Below are 21,350 nucleotides of genomic sequence, written 5' to 3' on the forward strand. Positions count from 1 at the left end.
TGTCGCTAATTGCAGTCGACTGCCTCTTAACGATACTTTTCTATTATACACAGCGATAAAGACTATGGGAAGACAAGAAGCCGCATGGATCGTAGAACGATTCACGCGGCTTCTGAGTCATATTTATTTGCTCCGCACTTCAAATACGGCAAATTTCAAATAATGGCCTTCCGGCACGCCAAGCAGCTGAGGATGATCCTTGCCCGCAGCCCGCCATTCAACAAGACGAAGCAGCTTGCCGGCATCCGAAGCAGCTTCCTGGATCGTCTCAAGGAACAGATCCGGTCTCATATGGTACGAGCAGCTGGCCGTCACGAGGTACCCGCCTTCATTCACCAGCTTAAGGCCGTGCAGGTTAATGTCCTTATAGCCGCGGCAAGCCCCTGCAACAGCGCTTTTTGTTTTTGCAAAAGCAGGCGGATCCAAGATCACAACATCCCATGTGCGTCCGCTGCCGCTGATCGGCTTCGAAGTATCCGTTCCGGCACGGCTGCGTTCCAGCCGCTCCTCAACGCCTTTCACTTGCGTACGCAAGTATTCAAACGCATCGGCCACAACAAATTCTACGCGGTCGGTGAATCCGTTACGCTCGACATTGCGGCGCGCCGTATCGATGGCATGCTCGGATACGTCGAGGCAGGTTACTTTTTTCGCGCCGTATTTGCAGGCATGAAGGGTAAAGCTTCCGGTATGGGCAAAGCACTCCAGCACGGTCGCACCGTCCCAATAAGGGAAGGTCACCTCTTTACCGTTCGGATTCACCGGCACAAGCCTCGTAACCTCCGTATCCGTATCAGCCGGACGGCTCTCCAGCTTAATCCCGCTTCGGGCTCCCCAGCCTTTCATTAGCGGTTCTATGGATGCGCGATTCTCGCGTTGATCATAGAAATAACCCGTCTTTTGTCCCTCTACGATATCTACTTCCAGCTTAAGTCCATTCTCTTCGATCTCAAGAATGCGCGGACATTCCCCGTACAATAGCCCCGTACGAAGTTCTAAGCCTTCCAGCTGCCTAACGCCAACATCGCTACGCTCGTATATCCCTTTTGGCCCAAACACGTCAACAAGAGCCTCTACAAGCGCTTCACGGCGGACATCCATCCCAAGCGTCACAATCTGAATGACCAATACATCGGCGAAACGGTCTACGACAAGACCGGGAAGAAAATCAGCTTCTCCGTATACAAGACGGCAATCGCGGTCCGGTACGAACCGGCTGCGATGAGCTTCGCATGCACGGAACTTTTCCCGGAAGAAATCGGCATCCATCTCATCGAGCGGCTGATACGAAACGACGCGAACCGTAATCTGGGATTTCGGATTATAATAGCCGGTTGCCAGGTATTTGCCGTTATGGCCAACGACATCAACCAGCTCCCCCGGTTGCGCTTCTCCTTCCAGCTTCTCAATCTCATTTGAATAAATCCATGGGTGGCCTGCTTCCAAACGCTTCTTGCGGCCCTTCTGCAGCCAAACTTTTGCTTTGCTCACTTCGTGTATCTCCCTTTCTGGTCTTGGCTTGTCATGCTTGTCTAACGATGCGCATATGTATCAAAGATAACGATTTATAAAAGGAGAACCCCTCATGCTCCAATCGATTCTGTTGCCTATGGCCATTGGATTTACGATATTTATTAGCGGAATGAAACTCATGGAACTCGCGCTGCACCGACTAGCCGGTCCTTATCTGCAGGGTATATTGCAACGGTCAACCGCCACTCCCATACACGGCATGGCCATCGGAACCGTGACGACGGCATTTCTGCAAAGCAGTACGGCCGTAACGGTTATCGCAATCGGACTCGTCAATGCCGGCTTGCTTACTTTTCCGCGTACGCTTGGCATTATCCTCGGCAGCAATATCGGGACATGCCTCACTACGGAGCTGATCGGGTTAAGTTTAAATAAATTGTCCGTTCCGTTGCTTCTGCTCTCTTTGACCGTTTGGCTTGTTACCGTGCTCTTTAAGGAATTTGGAGCATTGCCGAGCGTCCGGTCTTTCAAGCTGATCGAAACGATAAGATCATCTGCCGTTGCCCTTGGCGGCTTCAGCATGCTGCTGTCCGGCATGGCTTTGATGCAAGCCATTGGACCAGCCGTGCAGGAAAGCCCCTTATTCCATTGGTTCCTTGAAAAATCAACAAGCAGCCTCTGGTGGGGCTTAGCCGCCGGCGCGGTGCTGACAGCCATCGTCCACAGCAGTGCTGCTGTTATCGGTATGATTATGGGTTTTGCATCGATCGGAGCGATGCCGCTTGAGCTTGGCGTTGCCATCGTGCTGGGCGCGAATATCGGTACATGCGTCACAGCGCTCCTAGCATCCTTCAGCGGTTCGAAGTCCGGCCAATACGTGGCATGGTCCCATACCCTTCTGAACGCGGGCGGCGCCTTGCTCTTTATGCCGTTTCTCGGCGAACTCTCGGCCGTATCCGAATGGTTCGCCAATTCACCGGCGAGTCAAATCGCTCACGCGCAAACGATCTTTAACGTGCTTAGCTCCCTTATTGCGCTGCCGCTATGTTACTTGCCTACGATTCGCAAGCTGAGGGTTTAATCGAATTTAATGCCAAGCAAGTTGAGGGCCCCAGCTACAATGCGATTATTGTTCTCGTAGCCCGACTGTCTCTGGCGTCTCCACGCTTCCAGCGGATCAAACCATTCGACGCCGCGGATTTCCTCCACTTGCGCCTGCAGCGATCCTCCGACGGCTTCAACCAAATAATAATGGACCTCTTTGTTAACCGTTCCCTTATGGGCATCGTGGTATTGATATTTGATCTGATCAATCGGTTTCGCGATGACTCCGATCATGCCCGTCTCCTCGGCAATTTCTCTGAGCGCCGTCTGTTCAACCGTTTCCCCCGGCTCCATCTTGCCTTTAGGGAGCGACACTTTGCCATAACGGTCCTGAATGAGCTGGATTTGCAAAAGCCCGGCCTCGTTCCGGCGATAGACCACGCCTCCTGCCGAAATTTCAACCATCTTCGTCCCCCCTTGCCTGCTTGACATTTGCATGCAACAACGAGGATTTCCCGCTTTTTCCAATACTGCAGGAATGGGCAAGAAATCCTCGTGCGTTATTGCTATCTCTAAGCTCTCATCGCTTCCGCCGGTACATCGTCAAGAACCCGGACAAGCTGAGCGCGGCATTCATTAACGCCGGCTTCCGTAATTTTGACGCGGCACAGTTTGCCGACAAGCGCTTCTGTCCCTTCAAATACGATTTGCAGGTAGTTATCGGAGTAACCCATCACAAGACCTGTTCCGGGAGCTCCTTTGTAGTCGCGCTCCGGAATAACGTCGAGCACAGCTCCTACATATTGCTTCGCGTAAGCGAGCTGCATCTTCTCCGACAAGTCGATCAGTTTGTGGACGCGTTCGTTCTTCACTTCTTCATCCACTTGTTCTTCCATGCGAGCTGCAGGCGTACCCGTACGTTTCGAATAAGGGAAGACATGCATTTCGGAGAATCCAACCTCTTCCATAAACTTGAAGCCGTTCTCGAACATCTCTTCCGTTTCGCCAGGGAAGCCTACAATGACGTCAGTCGTGATTGCAACGCCTGGCATTGCTTCGCGGATTCGCTTCAGCTTGGCCGCAAATTCTTCTGTCGTATATTTGCGGCGCATCCGCTTGAGCACCGATGTATCGCCCGCTTGAAGCGGAATGTGCAAATGACGGCACATCTTTGTCGATCGGTTCAGAACATCGATCATAGCGTCGTCAATTTGACTGGCTTCAATCGAACTGATCCGAATGCGCTCAAGACCTTCGATTTTGTCCAAGTCCCACAGCAGGTTAACGAGACGGTAATTTTCCATATCGTCGCCGTAACCGCCGGTGTGGATACCCGTCAGAACGATCTCCTTGTAACCGGAAGCGACCAGCTGTTTAGCTTGCTCCAGTACGCTCTTCGGATCACGGCTGCGGGACAAGCCGCGCGACCATGGAATAATGCAGAAGGTACAGAAGTTGTTGCAGCCTTCTTGAATCTTCAGAAACGCGCGAGTACGTTCGTTGAAGTCCGGAACATCCAGCTCTTCGAATTCGCGGGTCTTCATGATATTGCGAACCGCGTTAACCGGCTGGCGGTCATCATGAATTTGATTAACAAACGTCATGATTTTCTCGCGGTCTTGCGTACCGATAACCAAGTCAACGCCAGGGATCGCCATGATCTCTGCCGGAGAGGTTTGGGCATAACAACCCGTTACCGCAATAACCGCATCCGGATTGCGGCGTACCGCACGGCGGATAATTTGACGGCTTTTCTTGTCGCCGGTATTGGTAACCGTACATGTATTAATCAGGTATACGTCTGCTGTCGATTCGAAATCAACCTGCTCGTATCCTTCGTTTTTGAACAGTTGCCAAATCGCTTCCGTGTCGTAAAAGTTAACTTTGCATCCCAAGGTGTAAAATGCAACCGATGGCATAAAATCCTTACGCTCCTCCCATTTCTCCGGCTTCGTACAGCAAGCAGGTCAGACCCACGATACCCGCGGTTTCCGTCCGCAAAATACGTTTGCCAAGTCCAACGATAACAGCACCGGCTATTTCCGCTTCATCTGCTTCCCGTTCCGTAAAGCCGCCTTCGGGACCAACGATGAGCAGCATCTTCGGCTCGGCTGTTTGATTGCCCGCCCGCTGCTTCCAGTTCAGCACGGCATCCCGGATGCCCTTGCCTTCCACTGCATCGCCTTCCCGCTCATAACAAAATAACGCCAAATCAAATGCTGGAATAACTTCCTTCAGCTCACGCCAAGTGCGAACGGGCTCAATGGCCGGTACGCGGCAACGGTGCGATTGCTCCGCCGCTTCCTTCGCGATTTTGCCCCAGCGCTCCAAACGTTTTGCTTCTTTTTTTCCGTCATATTGAACGATCATCCGCTCGGACTGAAACGGCGCAAACGAATACGCGCCAATCTCGGTTCCCTTCTGGATAACGAGCTCCATCTTATCGCCCTTCGGCAAGCTTTGGGCAATGGTGACCGACCAGCTGGACTCGCTGTCCATTGGAAGCTCCTCCACGATGTCCGCCACAACCTCCGAAGAACTTGCTTCCCTGACGGAAGCAAGCACAACGCGGGAAATACCGTCGCTGGCGATAAATTTCTCTTCCGGCTTCATCCGCATGACGCGGACCGCATGGAAGGCATCTTCTCCTATTAAACGCACGCTGGAGCCGTCAAACTGCTCCGCTGCTACAAAATATCGTTGCATTGCGTCAGTCTAACCATCCTTCATCATAGCATGTTTCCGCTTTAAAAATCTATGAAAAGCGGCTTAAAACAGCGGTTGGAATAATTTCGCAAAGAAATTGCTTAGCGGCAACCACCAATTGAGAATCGGGTCTAGCGTCACCCGGCGAAGCGGCGGGATAAATACAAGCAGAAGGAAAATATAAACGCCCCACTGCACATTCTGATCCATCTTGATCCGTGTCTTAAGCGGCACCAGATCTTGAATAATCCGATAGCCATCAAGTGGCGGCAGCGGAATCAGATTAAAAATAAACAAAAGAAAGTTAAGATAAATAAAATAGCTTAAAAACCGTTCTATTGCAAGGTTCACGCCATTCGAGCTCGCATACATGAGGCCTGTTGAGTCCAGCGTCAACAAGATCAGGATTCCGATGACGCCAAGCAGCAAGTTGCTAATCGGCCCGAGCGCCGATACGATAACCCCCATTACGCGGGGATTCTTGAATCGGCTCGGGTTGATCAGAACGGGCCTCGCCCAACCGAAGCCCGCAATCAGAATAAGAATGGCGCCAAGCAGATCGATATGCACACGCGGATTAAGCGTTACTCTGCCCATCTCTTTTGGCGTATTGTCCCCAAATTTGTAGGCGCTGTAAGCATGCGCAAACTCATGTACCGTAAACGAAATGATGAGGACCAGCGCAACAAAAGGCAAGTCCTCGATTGGATAAGCTAAAAAATCATTCCAGCTCATTCATTCACCTGCGGCTTTCTCGCAACGAAGGCAATCCAGTCTTCATCGCGCCGTTTGTCAACGATCTCAAAGCCCGAGCGGATCAGTCCTTCTTCCACGTCGGATTCCTTATTCTTGTAAATCCCGGAAGCGATATAAATGCCGCCTGGCTTCACCGCAGCAAACACGTCATCAATAAAGAGCAGAATAATCTCCGCCAGAATGTTCGCGACAACTAAATCAACTGGCAACGTTACCGACGTAGCGAGCGCATCGCGTTCGTTAACAGCATGGACAACTTTGCCGCCAAGAACACCTAACAAATCGCTTTCCAGCACTTCCACGTCGCTAGAGAGACCATTCAGCCTAACATTCTCCGTCGCGCTTGACACGGCTACAGGATCGAGATCCAGCGCCAACACGCGCCTTGCTCCCAGCTTCATGGCACCGATGGCCAGAATACCCGACCCCGTGCCTACGTCGATCACTTCTTCGTCGCCCGTGATAACGGACTCCAAGGTCTGCAGACATAGGGCTGTAGTTGGATGCGTACCGGTGCCAAATGCCATCCCGGGATCCAGCTCGATGATGTTCTCCCCTGCCTCAGGCTCATATTCTTCCCATGTCGGTTTGATCGTCAGCTTCTCCGATACTCTGATCGGTTTGAAATATTGCTTCCATGCCGTAGCCCAATCCTCTTCGTCCACAAGCTTGAACGAAATCTCATATTGGCCCGGATCAATGCCGAACTCCTTCAGCTCTTCAATTCGCGGCACCAGTTGCATCTTCAGCTCATCCATATTGACGCTTTCCGTGAAATAGCCCTTAATAATGGCTTGGCCTTCAGGAATATCGTTGAGCGGTTTCTCATACCACTGTCCCAGCGACGTGTCGCGCTCTTTGTTCAGCGTTCCCGATTCTTCAATGGATACGCCGCCCGCATCCATTTCATGCAAAAAGTTTGAGATCATCTCGATCGCTTGTTCCGTTGTCGAGATTGTAATTTCATGCCATTTCATATGTACGATTAACCTCCATCAATAAAAACTACCATCTATTGTACACTATTCATCATTTATGCACAAAAAAGCGGCAAACAAAAAGTTTGCCGCCCTTCTGCATTAGCCCAATGCTTCCGTCTCCGGGCTGCCGCCAATCTGTTCAATCATATGAATCGCCCGCTCTGCGACGTCTTCATCAACGGTTGCTGTAAGTAGTCCGCTTTCAAAAATGCCATTCACTTCAAAAGCTCTGAGCGCCTGAAGTTTCCGTAAAGCTTCCTGGGCAGCGGCCGGTTGGCCGAAATTCGCCCGGATTTCAATCTGACCGGACATTACACGCCCTGCTCATTCTCGGCTCGGGCATCCGCTGCCGCAGCGCGCTCAACTGCCTTTTTGTCCGCTGCATCAGCTAGCTCTTCCGAAAATTCGACATCTTCGTTTTTGCCTACCGGTAAGTCCCCGAAGTTTACTTTCTCCATGAAGTTTTTATCTTCGTTAGTCATTGTTTATTCCGCTCCTTAAGTATAGGCTTCAAGTACTTAGGTAATATGTTTCGCGAGGAGAGGATCTATTCACAATTGGCAAAAAAAACGTTCCGGGCTACTCGCCGCGGAACGCTTTTTTCATTTTATCGAAGATGGATTCATGATGTTCTTGATTCTCAGCCGGGGACTCGCCGCCGATGCCGCCAAACTGGCGAAGCAGATCTTTCTGTTCATCCGACAGTTTAGTTGGCGTAACGATCGTCACTTTTACATGCTGGTCGCCTTGACCGTAACCGCGAAGCTTCGGAACCCCTTTTCCTTTGAGGCGGAAATAGGTGCCCGTCTGCGTGCCTGCAGGAATCTTCAGCTTAACCTTCTCCGTCAGCGTTGGGATTTCAATCTCATCGCCAAGTGCTGCCTGAACGAAAGTAAGCGGCACTTCGCAATAAATATCGTCATTCTCGCGTTCGAAGAACTCATGCGCTTTCACGCGGATCACGATATACAGATCGCCTGCAGGACCTCCGCGCAAGCCGCCTTCGCCTTCGCCGGAGAGACGAATTTGCGCGCCGTCATCCACGCCCGCTGGGATGCGGACGCTAATTTTACGCTGTTTTTTCACTTTGCCCGCGCCATGGCAAGTTCCGCATTTCTCTTTGATCACTTTGCCTGCGCCGCCGCAATTCGAACATGCTCTGCGGTTGACCATGCGGCCAAACGGCGTATTTTGCACAACCTCTTGCTGTCCTGTACCGCGGCAGACCGAACAAGTATCGGGCTTCGTGCCGGGTTTCGCGCCAGAGCCTGCGCAAGTATCGCAAGATTCCGTACGAGGAATCGTAATTTCCGTCTCTTTGCCAAATACGGCTTCCTTGAATTCGATTGTCATCGAATATTGCAGGTCATTGCCGCGTTGTGGCGCATTTGGGTCGCGACGTCCGCCGCCACCGCCGCCAAAGAACATATCAAAGATATCGCCAAAGCCGCCAAAATCACCGTTTCCAGAGAATCCGCCAGCCCCGCCCATGCCTTGATTAGGATCCACATGACCAAACTGGTCATATCTTGCGCGTTGTCCGTCATCGCTCAGGACATCATAAGCTTCTTTCACTTCTTTAAACTTGGTTTCCGCATCCGCTTCTTTATTGACGTCAGGATGGTACTTACGTGCCATTTGGCGGTAAGCTTTCTTGATCTCGTCACCGGAAGCGCTCTTGCCTACGCCAAGCACCTCATAATAATCGCGTTTATCTGCCAACTCATCTCACCTCCACCCATGTTTGCTGCAAATAAATGTCTATGCACATACGAGAAGGTCAAAGACAGGAAGCCCCCGTCTTTGACCTCTCCCATTACAAGTTAAGTCTTATTTCTTGTTCTCGTCAACCACTTCGTAGTCAGCGTCTACAACGTTGTCTTTGCCGCGTGCGCCTGCTTCAGCATCTTCCGCGCCTTCAGGAGCACCGCCCTGAGCCGCTTGAGCTTGCTCATAAAGCTTGACAGACAGCTGTTGAACGATTTCAGTAAGTTCTTCGGAAGCTTTCGTAATTTGCTCCAGATCGTCTGTTGCAATTGCGCTTGTTACTTTCTCTTTGGCAGCATTTGCTTTTTCGATTTCGGAAGCGTCTACTTTATCGCCAAGGTCTTTCAGCGTTTTGTCAACCGAGTACACGAGCTGGTCAGCGCTGTTCTTCGCTTCTACAAGCTCACGGCGTTTGCGGTCTTCTTCCGCGTTCAGCTCAGCATCCTTCATCATTTGTTCGATTTCAGCGTCGCTCAAACCGCCTGAAGAAGTGATCGTAATTTTTTGGCTCTTGCCTGTGCCTTTATCGAGTGCCGATACGTTAACGATACCGTTCGCATCGATGTCAAAAGTAACTTCGATTTGCGGTACGCCGCGTGGCGCCAATGGAATATCATTCAGTTGGAAACGGCCCAGCGTTTTGTTGCCGGCAGCCATTTGACGCTCGCCTTGCAGGACGTGAATTTCAACGCCCGGTTGGTTATCCGCATAAGTGGAATACACTTGCGATTTGCTTGTTGGGATCGTTGTATTGCGGTCGATCATCTTCGTGAAGACGCCGCCCGCAGTCTCGATGCCAAGGGACAATGGAGTTACGTCAAGCAATACAACGTCTTTAACGTCGCCAGTCAATACGCCGGCTTGAACAGCTGCGCCAAGGGCAACCACTTCGTCCGGGTTAACGCCTTTGTGCGGCTCTTTGCCGATCAACTTTTTAACCGCTTCTTGTACGGCAGGGATACGAGTCGAACCGCCAACAAGAACGACTTTGTCGATTTCGCTTACGGACAGACCCGAGTCGCTCAGTGCTTGACGCGTAGGAGCAAGGGAACGCTCAACCAGTTGTGCCGAAATTTCTTCGAACTTCGCACGAGTCAGGTTTAGCTCCAAATGCTGTGGAACGCCGTCAGCCATCGTGATGAATGGCAGCGAGATTGTTGTAGTCAGAACGCCCGACAGTTCTTTTTTCGCTTTCTCGGCAGCATCTTTCAAACGTTGAACAGCAGCTTTGTCCTTGGAAAGATCAACGCCTTGCTCCTTCTTGAATTCAGCTACGAGGTAGTCGATGATCACTTGGTCAAAGTCATCGCCGCCCAGTTTGTTGTCGCCGCTAGTTGCTTTAACTTCGAAGAAACCGTCACCCAGTTCAAGGATCGAGACGTCGAAAGTACCGCCGCCAAGGTCATAAACGAGGATCGTTTGATCTTCTGTTTTCTCAAGGCCGTATGCCAATGCAGCAGCCGTAGGCTCGTTGACGATACGAAGAACTTCCAGACCTGCGATTTTACCAGCGTCTTTTGTTGCTTGGCGCTGGCTGTCGTTGAAGTAAGCCGGAACCGTAATAACGGCTTGTGTTACCGATTGGCCCAGGTATGCTTCAGCATCGGATTTCAGCTTTTGCAGAATAATTGCGGAAATTTCTTGAGCTGTATATTCTTTGCCATCGATTACTTCTTTGTGGTTTGTACCCATATGGCGTTTGATCGACATAACCGTACGGTCAGGGTTAGTGATCGCTTGGCGTTTCGCTGTTTCGCCAACGATACGCTCGCCGTCTTTCTTGAAACCAACAACAGAAGGTGTTGTACGGTTGCCTTCCGGATTCGGGATAACGACGGCTTCGCCGCCCTCCATTACCGCAACGCAAGAGTTTGTAGTACCAAGGTCAATACCGATAACTTTACTCATCGTAAGTTTCCTCCTCAATTTTCGCTTCGTTATAAGGACATTCTTATTTAAATTCCATAGCGGAAGTTATTAGCCGCTTACTTTAACCATAGCAGGACGCAGGACGCGGTCCTTCAGGACGTAGCCCTTTTGTACTTCCTCTACGATGATGCCTTCTTCGTGTTCATCCGATTCCACGGTCATAATCGCCTGATGGAATTCAGGGTTGAACGGCTGGCCAACAGCCTCCATTGCTTTCAGGCCTTCCTGCTGCAACGTTTGTTCCAGCTGACGGAAGATCATGTCAACGCCTTTTGCGAGAGCATCAAAATCCTGGTTAGCGGAAGCTGCCGCAACCGCGCGATCAAAGTTATCGACAACCGGCAACAGTTGTCCGATCAGCTTCATCGAAGCGTATTGCGCGAGATCTTCTTTTTCCTTTTGCGTGCGACGGCGGAAGTTATCGAAATCCGCTTGTGCGCGTAAGTATCGTTGATGATTCTCTTCAGCCAGCTTCGCAAGTTCTTCCAGGCGCGAATCTTCCTGTACGGATTCTTCTTGCTGTTCCGTTTGTTGCTCTTCTATAACTTCATCGATTGTTTCGTTATGTTGGTCATTACTCACCATATTCACCTCCTTAAAAGAATTGCGAAGCAATTCAACTGGCGGTTTGTGTATGCCAGTTGCTTGCGCGCCCCAAGCGCGTAAAAATGTTTTTCCTTTGCTTTTGCCTTTCGCTGCGGTGCTGCGCGCCGGGCGCGGGAGAGCGGGGTATTGCCTGAAGAGCGTGAGCGCTCGCCTTTGAAAACGGGAATATTCCGCAAGGAATCCATTCAAAATTCCCGTTTTCAACAGCGACGGAAGGCAATACCCCGCTCGTACGCCCCAAGCCCCAGCACCACCCGCAGCTCCAGCCAAAGCAACAGAAAACTATTTATAGAAGCGTCCCAAGATGTTGGCCATATCCTTCGAGATCACATCTAGAAGCGAGATCACTTTCCCGTATTCCATCCGGGTCGGTCCCAGAATGCCAATCGTGCCTAACGGTTTTCCATCCAATTGATACGTGGCCGTAATAAAGCTGCAATTCGCAATTGCCTCATGGTCATTTTCTGTTCCAATCCGTACTTGTATACCCGTCGGAGCGGCGGAAATCATTTTCATCACGGCAGGCGTTTCATCGAGCAGATCCAGAATCGTCTTCACCTTATCGACGTCTTTGAATTCAGGCTGCGTGAGCATATTTGTCGTACCGCTAAGGAAAATCCGCTGATCCGAGTCGCTCGCGAGCGCGCTGTCGAGAATGCCAAGCACTTCCTCGCAATGATCCACATAACGTTCCAGTTCTTGACCAACCTCCGCATACAGCTTCGACTTCAAACGTACGAGCGGAATGCCGATCAGCTTGGCATTTAGAATATTTACGATCTTCTCCATCTCATCCATGCGGATGCCTGGAGGAACGGTAATCGTACGATTCTCCACATGCCCGGTATTGGTCACGATAATCGCAACGGCCGTCGTCTCGTCAAGAGGAACCAGGTTGAAATGCTTGAGCGAATTGCTGAACATTTCCGGCCCCAGCAGAATCGACGTATAATTGGTCAAGTTGGACAAAATCATCGCGGCATGCTGGATAACCTGTTCCATTTGAATCATTTTTTCCGAAAAGAAGGAATGCGCCTGTTTCAGATCTTGTTCTTTCAATTCATTCAGCTTAACGAGATGATCGACGTAATAACGATAACCTTTGGTTGATGGAATGCGTCCTGCCGAAGTGTGAGGCTGCTCGAGGAAACCAAGCTCCTCCAGATCGGACATTTCATTACGGATCGTTGCAGGACTAAAAGCAACATCGCCGCGCTTCGAAATGCTCCTGGAACCAACCGGCTCAGCCGAACGGATATAATCGTCCACAATTGCATTCAGTATCATTCTCTGCCGCTCAGTCAACATTCGCATCATCCCTCCAAAAGTTTATCTGAATCCTCTCGTTAGCACTCATTAGACCCGAGTGCTAATCATTAATACAAAAATACCAAACCACCAGAAGCATTGTCAAGTCGGTTCGGCATTTTCAGGCCCATGTCCTGTACATTTCAAAAAATAAAAGGTCAGGCAAAATGCCTAACCTTTGTGTTACCAGCTTAACAATTTGAGAACGGCTATCTCGTCGCAGGCATGCTGCTTCGGACAGTTCACGCAGTCTTTCCACACTTTCTCCGGGAAAATCTCTTTCTCGACAACGGAGAACCCGTTACGCAAAAAGAAATTCACCGCGTAAGTCAGCGCCATTATCTTCGGAATGCGCTGTTCTCTCGCCTGTTCAACCAGGAAATCAACCAGTTTGTTGCCGATCTTCAGCCCTCTATACTCCTGAGACATCCCAAGGGAACGAATCTCCACGAGATCTTGACCCAAGCGCAATAACGAGCCGCAACCAACGACCGTATCCCCGATCTCCGCTACGACAAACGTATCAATCTGACGCAGCAACGTATCCCGGGTGCGGGGCAGCATGATTCCCTGTTCCGCATAGCCTTTAATGAGTTCGTACAATGTTTCTACATCTTCCGGTGCCGCTTTTCTGCACACTACCGTTAACTGTTCCGTTGCCTCCATGCTGCTTCGCCTCCACCCGGTGCATATCAATTCTATTGAATAAATATACAGCATAGCGCATGTTTTCTCAAGAACTATTTTTCCGAATTTTAGCCAGCCGCTTCTTCCTCTAAACCGATAAACGAACCAAATACGTCATTGCCAAAAAGAACGCCTTTATCGGTCAATTTGTATATCGTATCGCCATCTTCTTCAAGCTTCTCAAGCAACCCGTCTTTCAGAAGTTTTCCGATGATCAGGCCAAATTTATCCTCCAGCTTGCGACCATCAAATTGAGCCGCATAGTCGGAAACGCGGACGCCCTTAAGCAGACGCAGCCCCACCATCATAAAGTCTTCCATCGCTTCCGATTCCGGGATCGCGTTCTCCTCAAGGCGAGGAAGCTTCGTCTTTGTATAATCAATGTAAGGCTGCACGCCTTTCACATTCACATGGCGAAGCCCGCGCGCATAGCCGTGCGCACCTGCACCCAGACCGTAATACGGCTCGTTCCGCCAATAAGTCGAGTTATGTCTGCTCTCGTACCCTGGCTTGGCAAAGTTGCTAATCTCATAGTGAACATACCCTGCCTGCTTAAGCCGATCCATGAGCAAAGTATACATATTAAACTCCTCATCCTCCGGAGGGAGCGGCAGCTCGTCGCGCTGATACAGCTTATGGAAAAGCGTATTCTCCTCCACCTTGAGGCTATAGAGAGAATAATGCGGCAGATCAAGCGCAAGCGCTTTGTTGACGCTATCCTCCAACATCTCAAGCGTCTGCTTCGGCAAACCAAACATCAGATCGATCGACAGATTCGTGAAACCGGCCGCGCGCGCATTCTCCAAGCTCCGGTACACGTCGTCAACGTTGTGAATACGGCCAATCCGCTCGAGCAGCCCGTTATCAAACGACTGTACGCCAAAGCTGATCCGGTTCACGCCGCCCGCAAACATCGCCGCAAGCTTCTCCGGATCGGTTGTGCCGGGGTTAGCCTCCATCGTAAACTCCACATCGTCCGCAAGCGGAAAATGTTTTTTCACCGAAGCGAGAAAACGCGTCATCTGTGGCGGCGTCAGCACTGTTGGCGTGCCGCCCCCAACAAATACCGTATCGATTCTCTCCGGCGGCATTTGAGCAACCGTCAGTTCCATCTCTCTTTCCAGTGCATCGAGATAGTCGTCGACGGGCTGTCCCTTTAATACATACGAAGTAAAATCACAATAATGACACTTGTTCGTACAAAACGGGATATGGATATAAAGCGCCTTCGGCGCGTAATTTATCATTTCAATTTCCTCCTATACATAATCGCAAGCAATCCTTATACCGCAGCGATCATTACTCTCCCTAATAAAAAATCGACAGGACTAAGGAGAGCAAGCTCCTTAGTCCTGTCTAGATTTTTGGCACTGGCTGCGTTGGGGTAAGGGGTATCTCGTGGAAGAGCGAAGCGCCTGCCTTTGCTGCATTTTTTTCAACCGATCCAAATTGTTCGAAGAAAAAAATCAGCAACAGCGGCTGTAACGAGATACCCTGTCCCCTAAGCTCAGCCCTATGCCATGATCTTACGACAGGCTAAGCAGCAGCTACTCTTAGTCCTCGTCGATTTTCAGCACCGCCATGAAGGCCTCTTGAGGCACCTCTACGCTGCCGACCTGCTTCATCCGCTTCTTGCCTTCCTTCTGCTTGTCGAGAAGTTTCCGTTTACGGCTGATGTCACCGCCGTAACACTTGGCAAGAACGTTTTTGCGCATCGCTTTGACCGTCTCGCGGGCAATAACTTTCGTACCGATCGAAGCCTGTACCGGCACCTCGAACATTTGGCGCGGAATGAGCTCTTTCATCTTCTGGCAGATCACGCGTCCGCGCTGGTAAGCACGGTCACGGTGAACGATTACGGACAAAGCGTCGACCTGCTCGTTATTCAGCATGATATCCATCTTCACCAGATTCGATCTGCGGTAGCCCGACAGCTCGTAATCGAACGAAGCATAACCTTTGGTGCTCGATTTCAACTGATCGAAGAAGTCGTAAACAATCTCCGATAGCGGAATTTCATAAGTAAGCGTAACCCGGTTCGTATCCAGGTACTCCATGTTCACGAATTCGCCGCGTTTGCCTTGGCAAAGCTCCATGATGGCGCCTACATAGTCGTTAGGCACGATTACCGAAGCTTTTACATAAGGCTCCTCTACAAATTCCAGCTTGCCAGCTTCCGGATAGTTGGACGGATTATCAATCTCCATGACCGTACCGTTCGTCAGCGTAACGCGGTAAATAACGCTTGGCGCTGTTGTGATAAGCGGAATATTGAACTCACGTTCAATACGCTCCTGAATGATCTCCATATGCAGGAGGCCAAGGAAGCCGCAGCGGAAGCCAAAGCCCAGCGCTGTCGAGGTTTCCGGCTCGTAACGGAGCGAAGCATCGTTCAGTTCGAGCTTCTCAAGCGCTTCGCGAAGATCGTTGTAGTCCTGCGTCTCGATTGGGTACAGACCGCAATAAACCATCGGATTGATTTTGCGGTAACCTGGCAAAGCTTCCGGAGCCGGACGTTTTGCTTCCGTTACCGTATCGCCGACGCGCGTATCCTTTACGTTCTTGATGCCGGCAACAACAAAACCTACGTCGCCAACCGCAAGCTCGTCCACAATGCCCATCCGCGGTTTGAACGCGCCAACTTCGATAACCTCAAATTCAGCGCCTGTCGCCATAAAGCGGATTTTCTTGCCGGCCTGAATGCTGCCGTCGATGACGCGCACATACACGATAACCCCTTTGTACGGATCATAATGCGAGTCAAAAATAAGCGCTTTAAGCGGATCATCCGGGTTGCCTGTTGGCGCCGGGACCTTCTGTACCACTTGCTCCAGAATTTCTTTAATGCCGATCCCTGCTTTTGCGGAAGCCAGAACCGCTTCGCTTGCGTCCAAGCCGATGACATCTTCAATCTCTTGTTTCACGCGGTCAGGTTCTGCGCTTGGCAGGTCGATTTTATTAATAACCGGAAGAATCTCCAGGTTGTTGTCAAGCGCCAAATACACGTTGGCCAGCGTCTGCGCTTCAATGCCTTGTGCCGCATCGACAACAAGCAGAGCGCCTTCGCACGCCGCCATACTGCGGGATACTTCATAAGTGAAGTCGACATGTCCCGGCGTATCGATCAGATTAAGTAAATATTCTTCGCCGTCGTCCGCTTTGTACGTAAGACGAACGGCCTGCAGCTTGATGGTGATACCGCGCTCCCGCTCCAGATCCATCTGGTCGAGAACCTGATCCTGCATCTCGCGCGAAGATAACGCTCCTGTAAATTCAAGAATACGGTCAGCGAGCGTTGACTTCCCGTGGTCAATATGTGCAATAATCGAGAAATTCCTAATTTTCTTTTGCCGGTCACGAACGTCTGTCATGCCTAACCCCCACACAATCCAATATAGCTAATCATTCTTTCCATTATATCAGCTATATGGTATACCAGCAATGCGGTTACGGCAAGATGCACCGCTGCCTAACCGGTTACCGAACCAAACAATGAAGCAATGAACCGAATTCCGCTATTGGAGACGGACTGCAGAAGGCCAGCCGTACCGTCCGCCACTTTGTTCACCGTTGGTTCGCCCGAGTCGGACGAAATGCCGGGGAGCCGCTCATGACGGGCATTTTGCTCCGCGATTTTGCGGACTTCTTGCAGTTCCTTCTCAAGCTGAGCGATTTTCCGGTCTGCTTCCTTGGACAAGCCGCTCGTTCCGGCATTAACCTGCTCCTCGTCCGCAGCCGTCTGATTATACGCGTTGTCTTCCGACATAATCGCGGAAGTCCCCTTATTGTCGATCGGTCCGTAGATCCGTTCAATTCCCGACGAGGACATTTCGATGCCGTACAAAACGATAAAAACCAACACGCCGCCCAGCAGCACCCACTTTAATGCACCCTTCATCACGCTTGCACCCCTTCCACTCTGAGAAGGCTGCCGAAGCAGCCTTGCCTCTTCCTTATTTCGAAGCGGATACTTTCTCCGCATCCCAATAAATATCCGCGATAACTTTGGCCAGCACATCCGCCGTCCGGTAGCTTTCGGTCAGCGTATTATCAACGCCTCCGATTTCAATTAATACGCTGTCATCCGATAGCGACTGGTTGTATTCCCCGTTGCCCGTTGCGGTTGTTTTCCCTAGAATGCCGCGGGATAAGCCCGGGTATTGCTTTTCCAGCTCTTCGTGAATTTGAGTCGCAAATTCCGCGTTCTTTTTCCAGTCCGGATTTTTATGCCCGATAATGAAATACACTTGCGCGTAGCTTTTGCCGTTTATATTCGCCGTAGTTGTCTTCCGTCTGCCCGAATCGCGGTGAATGTCGAAGAAAAACTTTAGTTTCTTGTTGCTGGCCATCGCTTCCTGAACGGTCTTCTTCGAGTATTTGTACGAGTAGTTCCAATCGTAACCAGGAACCGTAGTTGGATAATCCTCGTCGGAATGGGTTGTTCCAACTCCAAGATCCTCGAGTTTCTCGGCGAGTCGTTCGCCGACTAGCGTTATATTTTTGCTAGCCGAATTGGCGTCCCCGTCTTTATCCGCGATTTCCGGATACCAGGATTCCCGGCTGTGGGAATGATAGATAAAGACGACTTTGTCTTTGCCTGTCGTGTGCCCCCCGGTTTGGTCCGGTGTTGGCGTTGGCGTCGGGCTCGGATCGTCCGATGGAGTCGAAGCAGGCGGTTCCGGCGTATGATCCGGTTCGTTGTCACCTTCATTCACCCCGGCACCATGATCATCTCCACCGCTTGAGCCCTTGTCTCCGGGAATCGGTATATTATCCTCCGGCCACACATCGGGTTCCGTCGCTACGCCACCTCGGATCAGGAAGGAGGAGTCTGCATTCATGCCCGGAATCTCGCCGGCAACCAAACTTCTCGGATCGCCGGGATTCACATTCGTCATTAAGCGAAGGAGAAAGCTGCTGATTTGCGTGCCGGACAATTCCTCGCCCGACTTGCTGCTATGAAATTGCGGCATCTCCATCTCTAGCATATCCCCGAAAAACCCGCTTGAAACAGAAGACGCAAATCCCGCCATAGAAGACACCGGCGCGGATAACGAATGTTGATGGGCCATGCCGGCAAGACCAATCGCAACAAAAAACAACATAGAGCTTATCGCTAAAACCATGAAGGTTTTTCCGGTTACAAGCAATTGACGAATACGTTTGCTTCCGCGCGTCAGATCAAACAACATAATCGTTTTTTTCATTTCAAGCCATACCTCCCGCTTCTTCGTTGCTCATCTGCTACTAATCTATGAGACAAGAAACTTTAATAGAACCGTCGAATTCGAAATTAATAGAGTTGGGAGGATGATTTGCTAGATTAAGAGAATACCCCAAACGCAAAAAAGCTCTCGAGGCCATTGCCTCAAGAGCTTGTACGGAATTCCCTTAGTGCGTATAAGCAGCAACGTTGTCTGAATCAACCGCCTCATGAAGCGAGGCATTCAAACCGCTTGCGATAATATTGGCGATATCTTCGATAAACTCGTCAATTTCTTTAGGAGTCACCAGCAGATCGTGACCAAGCGGATTCAAAGCTTCCTTCACAAGCTGCAGACGTTCCGCTTCCCCCATCTGGTTCATCAGGCCAAAGATCTGATCATTGTTGCCTTTGTTAGCCTCCATATGGCTTTTCATCAACTCGATCGTATGGTTTACGATTGTAGAAGCATACACGACAGTTGGCACTCCTATGGCAATCACTGGAATTCCCAGAATTTCCTTCGTTAAACCTTTACGTTTGTTGCCGATCCCGGAACCCGGATGGATGCCGATATCCGCGATTTGAATCGTCGTGTTGACGCGGTCCAGCGATTTGGAAGCCAACGCGTCGATGGCAATAATGACGTCCGGACGGCTTTTCTCCGCGATGCCTTGGACGATCTCGCTCGACTCAATCCCGGTAATCCCGAGCACCCCGGGAGCCACGGCACTCACTGCGCGGTAACCCGGCGCAACCTGGTCGGGCATCAGCTCGAAAAAGTGCCGCGTTACCATTACGTTTTCCACGACCAGCGGCCCAAGCGCATCCGGCGTCACGTTCCAGTTGCCAAGGCCCACAATAAGCACCTTTGCCGTCTTGCCTATGCCAATCCTCTCGAGGAACGTTTCGAAATGTTTCGCAAATTGCGTCGCTACGCGATCCTGCAGCCCCGTATCCTGTTTGCGCAGGTCAGGTACTTCAATCGTAACGTAGCGCCCCACCACTTTGCCGATTGCCCGCGAGCCTTGCTCGTTTTGCACATGCAGATGCGTGATCGTAATGCCGTTATCTTCGGTCGTCTCCGAATGGATGCCCGGGATCGGACCTCCTCCGCCAAGCTGCTCCGCTATTTCTTTGGCTTCTAGCGCCAGATCGGTACGAATGTTATATTGCTGCAAATCAAGTTCGGCCATCTTACCATTCTCCCTTCAAACCTTACCATTCTCTCCAGCTTATTGTTCGTGAAGGAAGACGATTTCATACTTTGCCGCGATTGTGCAAAAATGGCAGTAGCAGCTCGCTATTGCTTTTCGCAGTCGTGCATGGTAATATATTTTAAGTTGTGTTACCTAGACTTATAGCGTATGCTTTTTGTTTGCTTACGCAAACTTTGTAGGAGGTGAAACTCGATGCCAAACATTAAATCCGCAATCAAACGCGTTAAAACGAGCGAAAAACGCCGCGCTTTGAACGCTTCCCAAAAATCCGCGCTTCGTACGGCTGTTAAATCTGCTGACCAAGCTATCGCTGGCACTGACGTAGAAGTAGCTAAAGCTGCTCTGGTCGCTGCAACGAAAAAATTGGACAAAGCGGTTACTAAAGGCCTGATTCATAAAAATGCGGCTTCCCGCAAAAAATCTCGTCTTGCTAAAAAGCTGAACGCTCTGTCGGCTCAAGCTTAATACCGCAAACAAATGAACGGCTTCGCATATGCGAAGCCGTTTTTGATTTGTCGTTATCGTTATTTCGCGCTTTGACCTTGCTGCAAGCCAAGCGACAGCAGAAAAAGTTCCAAGCCAAGCGTCTTGTCAATGGCGCCAGTTTTCATTTTATAATCCAGATCCGCCACGTCATTAAGCAGCGCGCCAAGCCTGGTTACCTTGAACTTCTGACTTTTCTCCGCGGCAAGCTTTACCGCATACGGATGTAGTCCAATCTGCCCGGCCATCTGTTGAGGCGAATACCGATGCTGCTCCAGCTCTTTGATCTGCAGCATAATCCGCAGCTGTCTGGCAATTAATGCGGCAATCTTGATAGGCTCTTCCCTTCTTATCAGCAAAGCCCGGTACAGCTTAAGCGACCGGTCAACCTGCATGCTTGCAATGGCATCCACCAGCGCAAACACATCTTCTTCTACCGTGGAAGCCGTCAGCAGCTCCGTCTCTTCTACGCCAATGACCCCGCCTTCTCCGGCATGAAGGCATAACTTGTCCACTTCAAGTGCTAACTGCTGCATATTCGCTCCGATTCGCGACAGAAGCAGGTCCGCGGCATCCGCCGTCATCGTCCGCTTCTGCTCTTCCGCCCGCTTCACCACCCAGCGCTTCAGTTCGCCCGCGTCAAGCTCCTGAAAGGCAATCAAGGCATCGCGGTCCTTCAGCATCTTAACCAGCTTGCGACGCTCGTCCAGCTTCTCTGCATGGATAATAAACAACATAACCGTCGTCTCCGACGGAATATCCAGGTATTGCTGCAGCCGGTCCGTCTTATGATCCAGCTTGCCGCCCTCCTTGCCCCCAGCCGCGAACACGACGGAGTCACGGACAATAACGAGCTTCCGCTCCACAAAAAACGGCAACGTCTCCGCTTCAAGCGCCGCTTCCTCTATAAGCGTCTCCGACGTATCGAACTTGACTACGCCAAGCTCGCGCTCGTCCGGCGTGAACATAGCCTCCGTCAAGGTATCCACAAACTGTCCAATGCGGTAGCGATCTTTGCCGTATATTACATAAGCAGGCCGGAATTTCCCCGCTTTAATTTCCTTCATCGCTTCTTTTGCTTCCAAAAACATCCCTCGCGATCTCATCACAAATAATAAACCTCAAGCTAGACGCATAACAGCAACAAAGGGATGGGCAGCTATGGCCTCATCCCTTTGTCCCTGAACA

The 21,350-nt window shown here is 50.8% G+C and carries 21 protein-coding genes; 2 read left to right on the forward strand and 19 right to left on the reverse strand.

Going from position 1 to position 21,350, the window contains the following annotated elements:
* Window positions 1–123 precede the first annotated feature (123 nt).
* Window positions 124–1,491, reverse strand: a complete 1,368-nt coding sequence (locus QQK89_RS17645) for a class I SAM-dependent rRNA methyltransferase (protein ID WP_284239955.1) — start codon at window positions 1,489–1,491, stop codon at window positions 124–126.
* A 94-nt stretch (window positions 1,492–1,585) separates the two neighbouring features.
* Between QQK89_RS17645 and QQK89_RS17650 the strand changes: the two genes are divergently transcribed.
* A complete protein-coding gene (locus QQK89_RS17650) occupies window positions 1,586–2,554 on the forward strand; it encodes a Na/Pi cotransporter family protein (RefSeq protein ID WP_284239956.1) in 969 nt (322 codons plus the stop codon).
* Here the strand turns inward: QQK89_RS17650 and QQK89_RS17655 are convergent.
* The 17 genes from QQK89_RS17655 to gpr all read right to left on the reverse strand — a co-directional run bounded on the left by QQK89_RS17655 (window position 2,551) and on the right by gpr (window position 19,655).
* Entirely contained in the window at window positions 2,551–2,982 is a 432-nt protein-coding gene (locus tag QQK89_RS17655; protein WP_284239958.1) for an NUDIX hydrolase, read from the reverse strand. The two genes, QQK89_RS17650 and QQK89_RS17655, sit on opposite strands and share 4 nt — an antisense overlap.
* 107 nt (window positions 2,983–3,089) lie before the next feature.
* Window positions 3,090–4,436 carry a tRNA (N(6)-L-threonylcarbamoyladenosine(37)-C(2))-methylthiotransferase MtaB gene (gene mtaB, locus QQK89_RS17660; protein WP_284239959.1) on the reverse strand — a complete coding sequence of 449 codons (1,347 nt, stop codon included), beginning with the start codon at window positions 4,434–4,436 and terminating at the stop codon, window positions 3,090–3,092.
* Window positions 4,437–4,443: 7 nt separating this feature from the next.
* Window positions 4,444–5,223 carry an RsmE family RNA methyltransferase gene (locus tag QQK89_RS17665; protein ID WP_284239960.1) on the reverse strand — a complete coding sequence of 260 codons (780 nt, stop codon included), beginning with the start codon at window positions 5,221–5,223 and terminating at the stop codon, window positions 4,444–4,446.
* A 63-nt stretch (window positions 5,224–5,286) separates the two neighbouring features.
* Window positions 5,287–5,958 (reverse strand): site-2 protease family protein, encoded by a 672-nt coding sequence (locus QQK89_RS17670; RefSeq protein ID WP_284239961.1) that lies wholly within the window; start codon window positions 5,956–5,958, stop codon window positions 5,287–5,289.
* Window positions 5,955–6,956, reverse strand: a complete 1,002-nt coding sequence (gene prmA, locus QQK89_RS17675) for a 50S ribosomal protein L11 methyltransferase (RefSeq protein ID WP_284239962.1) — start codon at window positions 6,954–6,956, stop codon at window positions 5,955–5,957. Before prmA ends, QQK89_RS17670 begins: the two co-directional genes overlap by 4 nt.
* Before the next feature lie 102 nt (window positions 6,957–7,058).
* Window positions 7,059–7,271 carry a hypothetical protein gene (locus QQK89_RS17680; protein ID WP_284239963.1) on the reverse strand — a complete coding sequence of 71 codons (213 nt, stop codon included), beginning with the start codon at window positions 7,269–7,271 and terminating at the stop codon, window positions 7,059–7,061.
* Entirely contained in the window at window positions 7,271–7,441 is a 171-nt protein-coding gene (locus tag QQK89_RS17685; RefSeq protein WP_434481711.1) for a YfhD family protein, read from the reverse strand. The genes QQK89_RS17680 and QQK89_RS17685 overlap by 1 nt, the downstream gene beginning before the upstream one ends.
* A gap of 97 nt (window positions 7,442–7,538) precedes the next feature.
* Complete coding sequence (dnaJ, locus tag QQK89_RS17690) at window positions 7,539–8,681, reverse strand: molecular chaperone DnaJ (RefSeq protein ID WP_284239964.1); 1,143 nt, start codon at window positions 8,679–8,681, stop codon at window positions 7,539–7,541.
* Window positions 8,682–8,789: 108 nt separating this feature from the next.
* Complete coding sequence (gene dnaK / locus QQK89_RS17695) at window positions 8,790–10,634, reverse strand: molecular chaperone DnaK (protein WP_284239965.1); 1,845 nt, start codon at window positions 10,632–10,634, stop codon at window positions 8,790–8,792.
* Window positions 10,635–10,703: 69 nt separating this feature from the next.
* Window positions 10,704–11,240 carry a nucleotide exchange factor GrpE gene (gene grpE / locus QQK89_RS17700; RefSeq protein WP_284239966.1) on the reverse strand — a complete coding sequence of 179 codons (537 nt, stop codon included), beginning with the start codon at window positions 11,238–11,240 and terminating at the stop codon, window positions 10,704–10,706.
* Window positions 11,241–11,543: 303 nt separating this feature from the next.
* A complete protein-coding gene (gene hrcA, locus QQK89_RS17705; RefSeq protein WP_284239967.1) occupies window positions 11,544–12,569 on the reverse strand; it encodes a heat-inducible transcriptional repressor HrcA in 1,026 nt (341 codons plus the stop codon).
* A 183-nt stretch (window positions 12,570–12,752) separates the two neighbouring features.
* Window positions 12,753–13,235, reverse strand: coding sequence for an N-acetyltransferase (locus tag QQK89_RS17710; RefSeq protein ID WP_284239968.1), 483 nt, complete (start codon window positions 13,233–13,235; stop codon window positions 12,753–12,755).
* Window positions 13,236–13,324: 89 nt separating this feature from the next.
* Window positions 13,325–14,503 carry a radical SAM family heme chaperone HemW gene (gene hemW / locus QQK89_RS17715; protein WP_284239969.1) on the reverse strand — a complete coding sequence of 393 codons (1,179 nt, stop codon included), beginning with the start codon at window positions 14,501–14,503 and terminating at the stop codon, window positions 13,325–13,327.
* Between the two features lie 306 nt (window positions 14,504–14,809).
* Window positions 14,810–16,627 carry a translation elongation factor 4 gene (lepA, locus tag QQK89_RS17720; RefSeq protein WP_284239970.1) on the reverse strand — a complete coding sequence of 606 codons (1,818 nt, stop codon included), beginning with the start codon at window positions 16,625–16,627 and terminating at the stop codon, window positions 14,810–14,812.
* Between the two features lie 98 nt (window positions 16,628–16,725).
* On the reverse strand, window positions 16,726–17,154 hold the full coding sequence (locus QQK89_RS17725; RefSeq protein WP_284239972.1) for a hypothetical protein: 429 nt from the start codon (window positions 17,152–17,154) through the stop codon (window positions 16,726–16,728).
* Between the two features lie 55 nt (window positions 17,155–17,209).
* Entirely contained in the window at window positions 17,210–18,463 is a 1,254-nt protein-coding gene (locus QQK89_RS17730; RefSeq protein ID WP_284239973.1) for a stage II sporulation protein P, read from the reverse strand.
* A gap of 184 nt (window positions 18,464–18,647) precedes the next feature.
* Entirely contained in the window at window positions 18,648–19,655 is a 1,008-nt protein-coding gene (gpr, locus tag QQK89_RS17735) for a GPR endopeptidase (RefSeq protein ID WP_284239974.1), read from the reverse strand.
* Window positions 19,656–19,871: 216 nt separating this feature from the next.
* Between gpr and rpsT the strand changes: the two genes are divergently transcribed.
* A complete protein-coding gene (gene rpsT, locus QQK89_RS17740; protein ID WP_015843799.1) occupies window positions 19,872–20,144 on the forward strand; it encodes a 30S ribosomal protein S20 in 273 nt (90 codons plus the stop codon).
* 59 nt (window positions 20,145–20,203) lie between these two features.
* Here the strand turns inward: rpsT and holA are convergent, their stop codons facing one another.
* Complete coding sequence (gene holA, locus QQK89_RS17745; protein WP_284239975.1) at window positions 20,204–21,253, reverse strand: DNA polymerase III subunit delta; 1,050 nt, start codon at window positions 21,251–21,253, stop codon at window positions 20,204–20,206.
* Window positions 21,254–21,350: the final 97 nt, after the last annotated feature.

It is taken from the genome of Paenibacillus glycanilyticus (assembly GCF_030161375.1).
GTDB lineage: Bacteria > Bacillota > Bacilli > Paenibacillales > Paenibacillaceae > Pristimantibacillus > Pristimantibacillus glycanilyticus_B.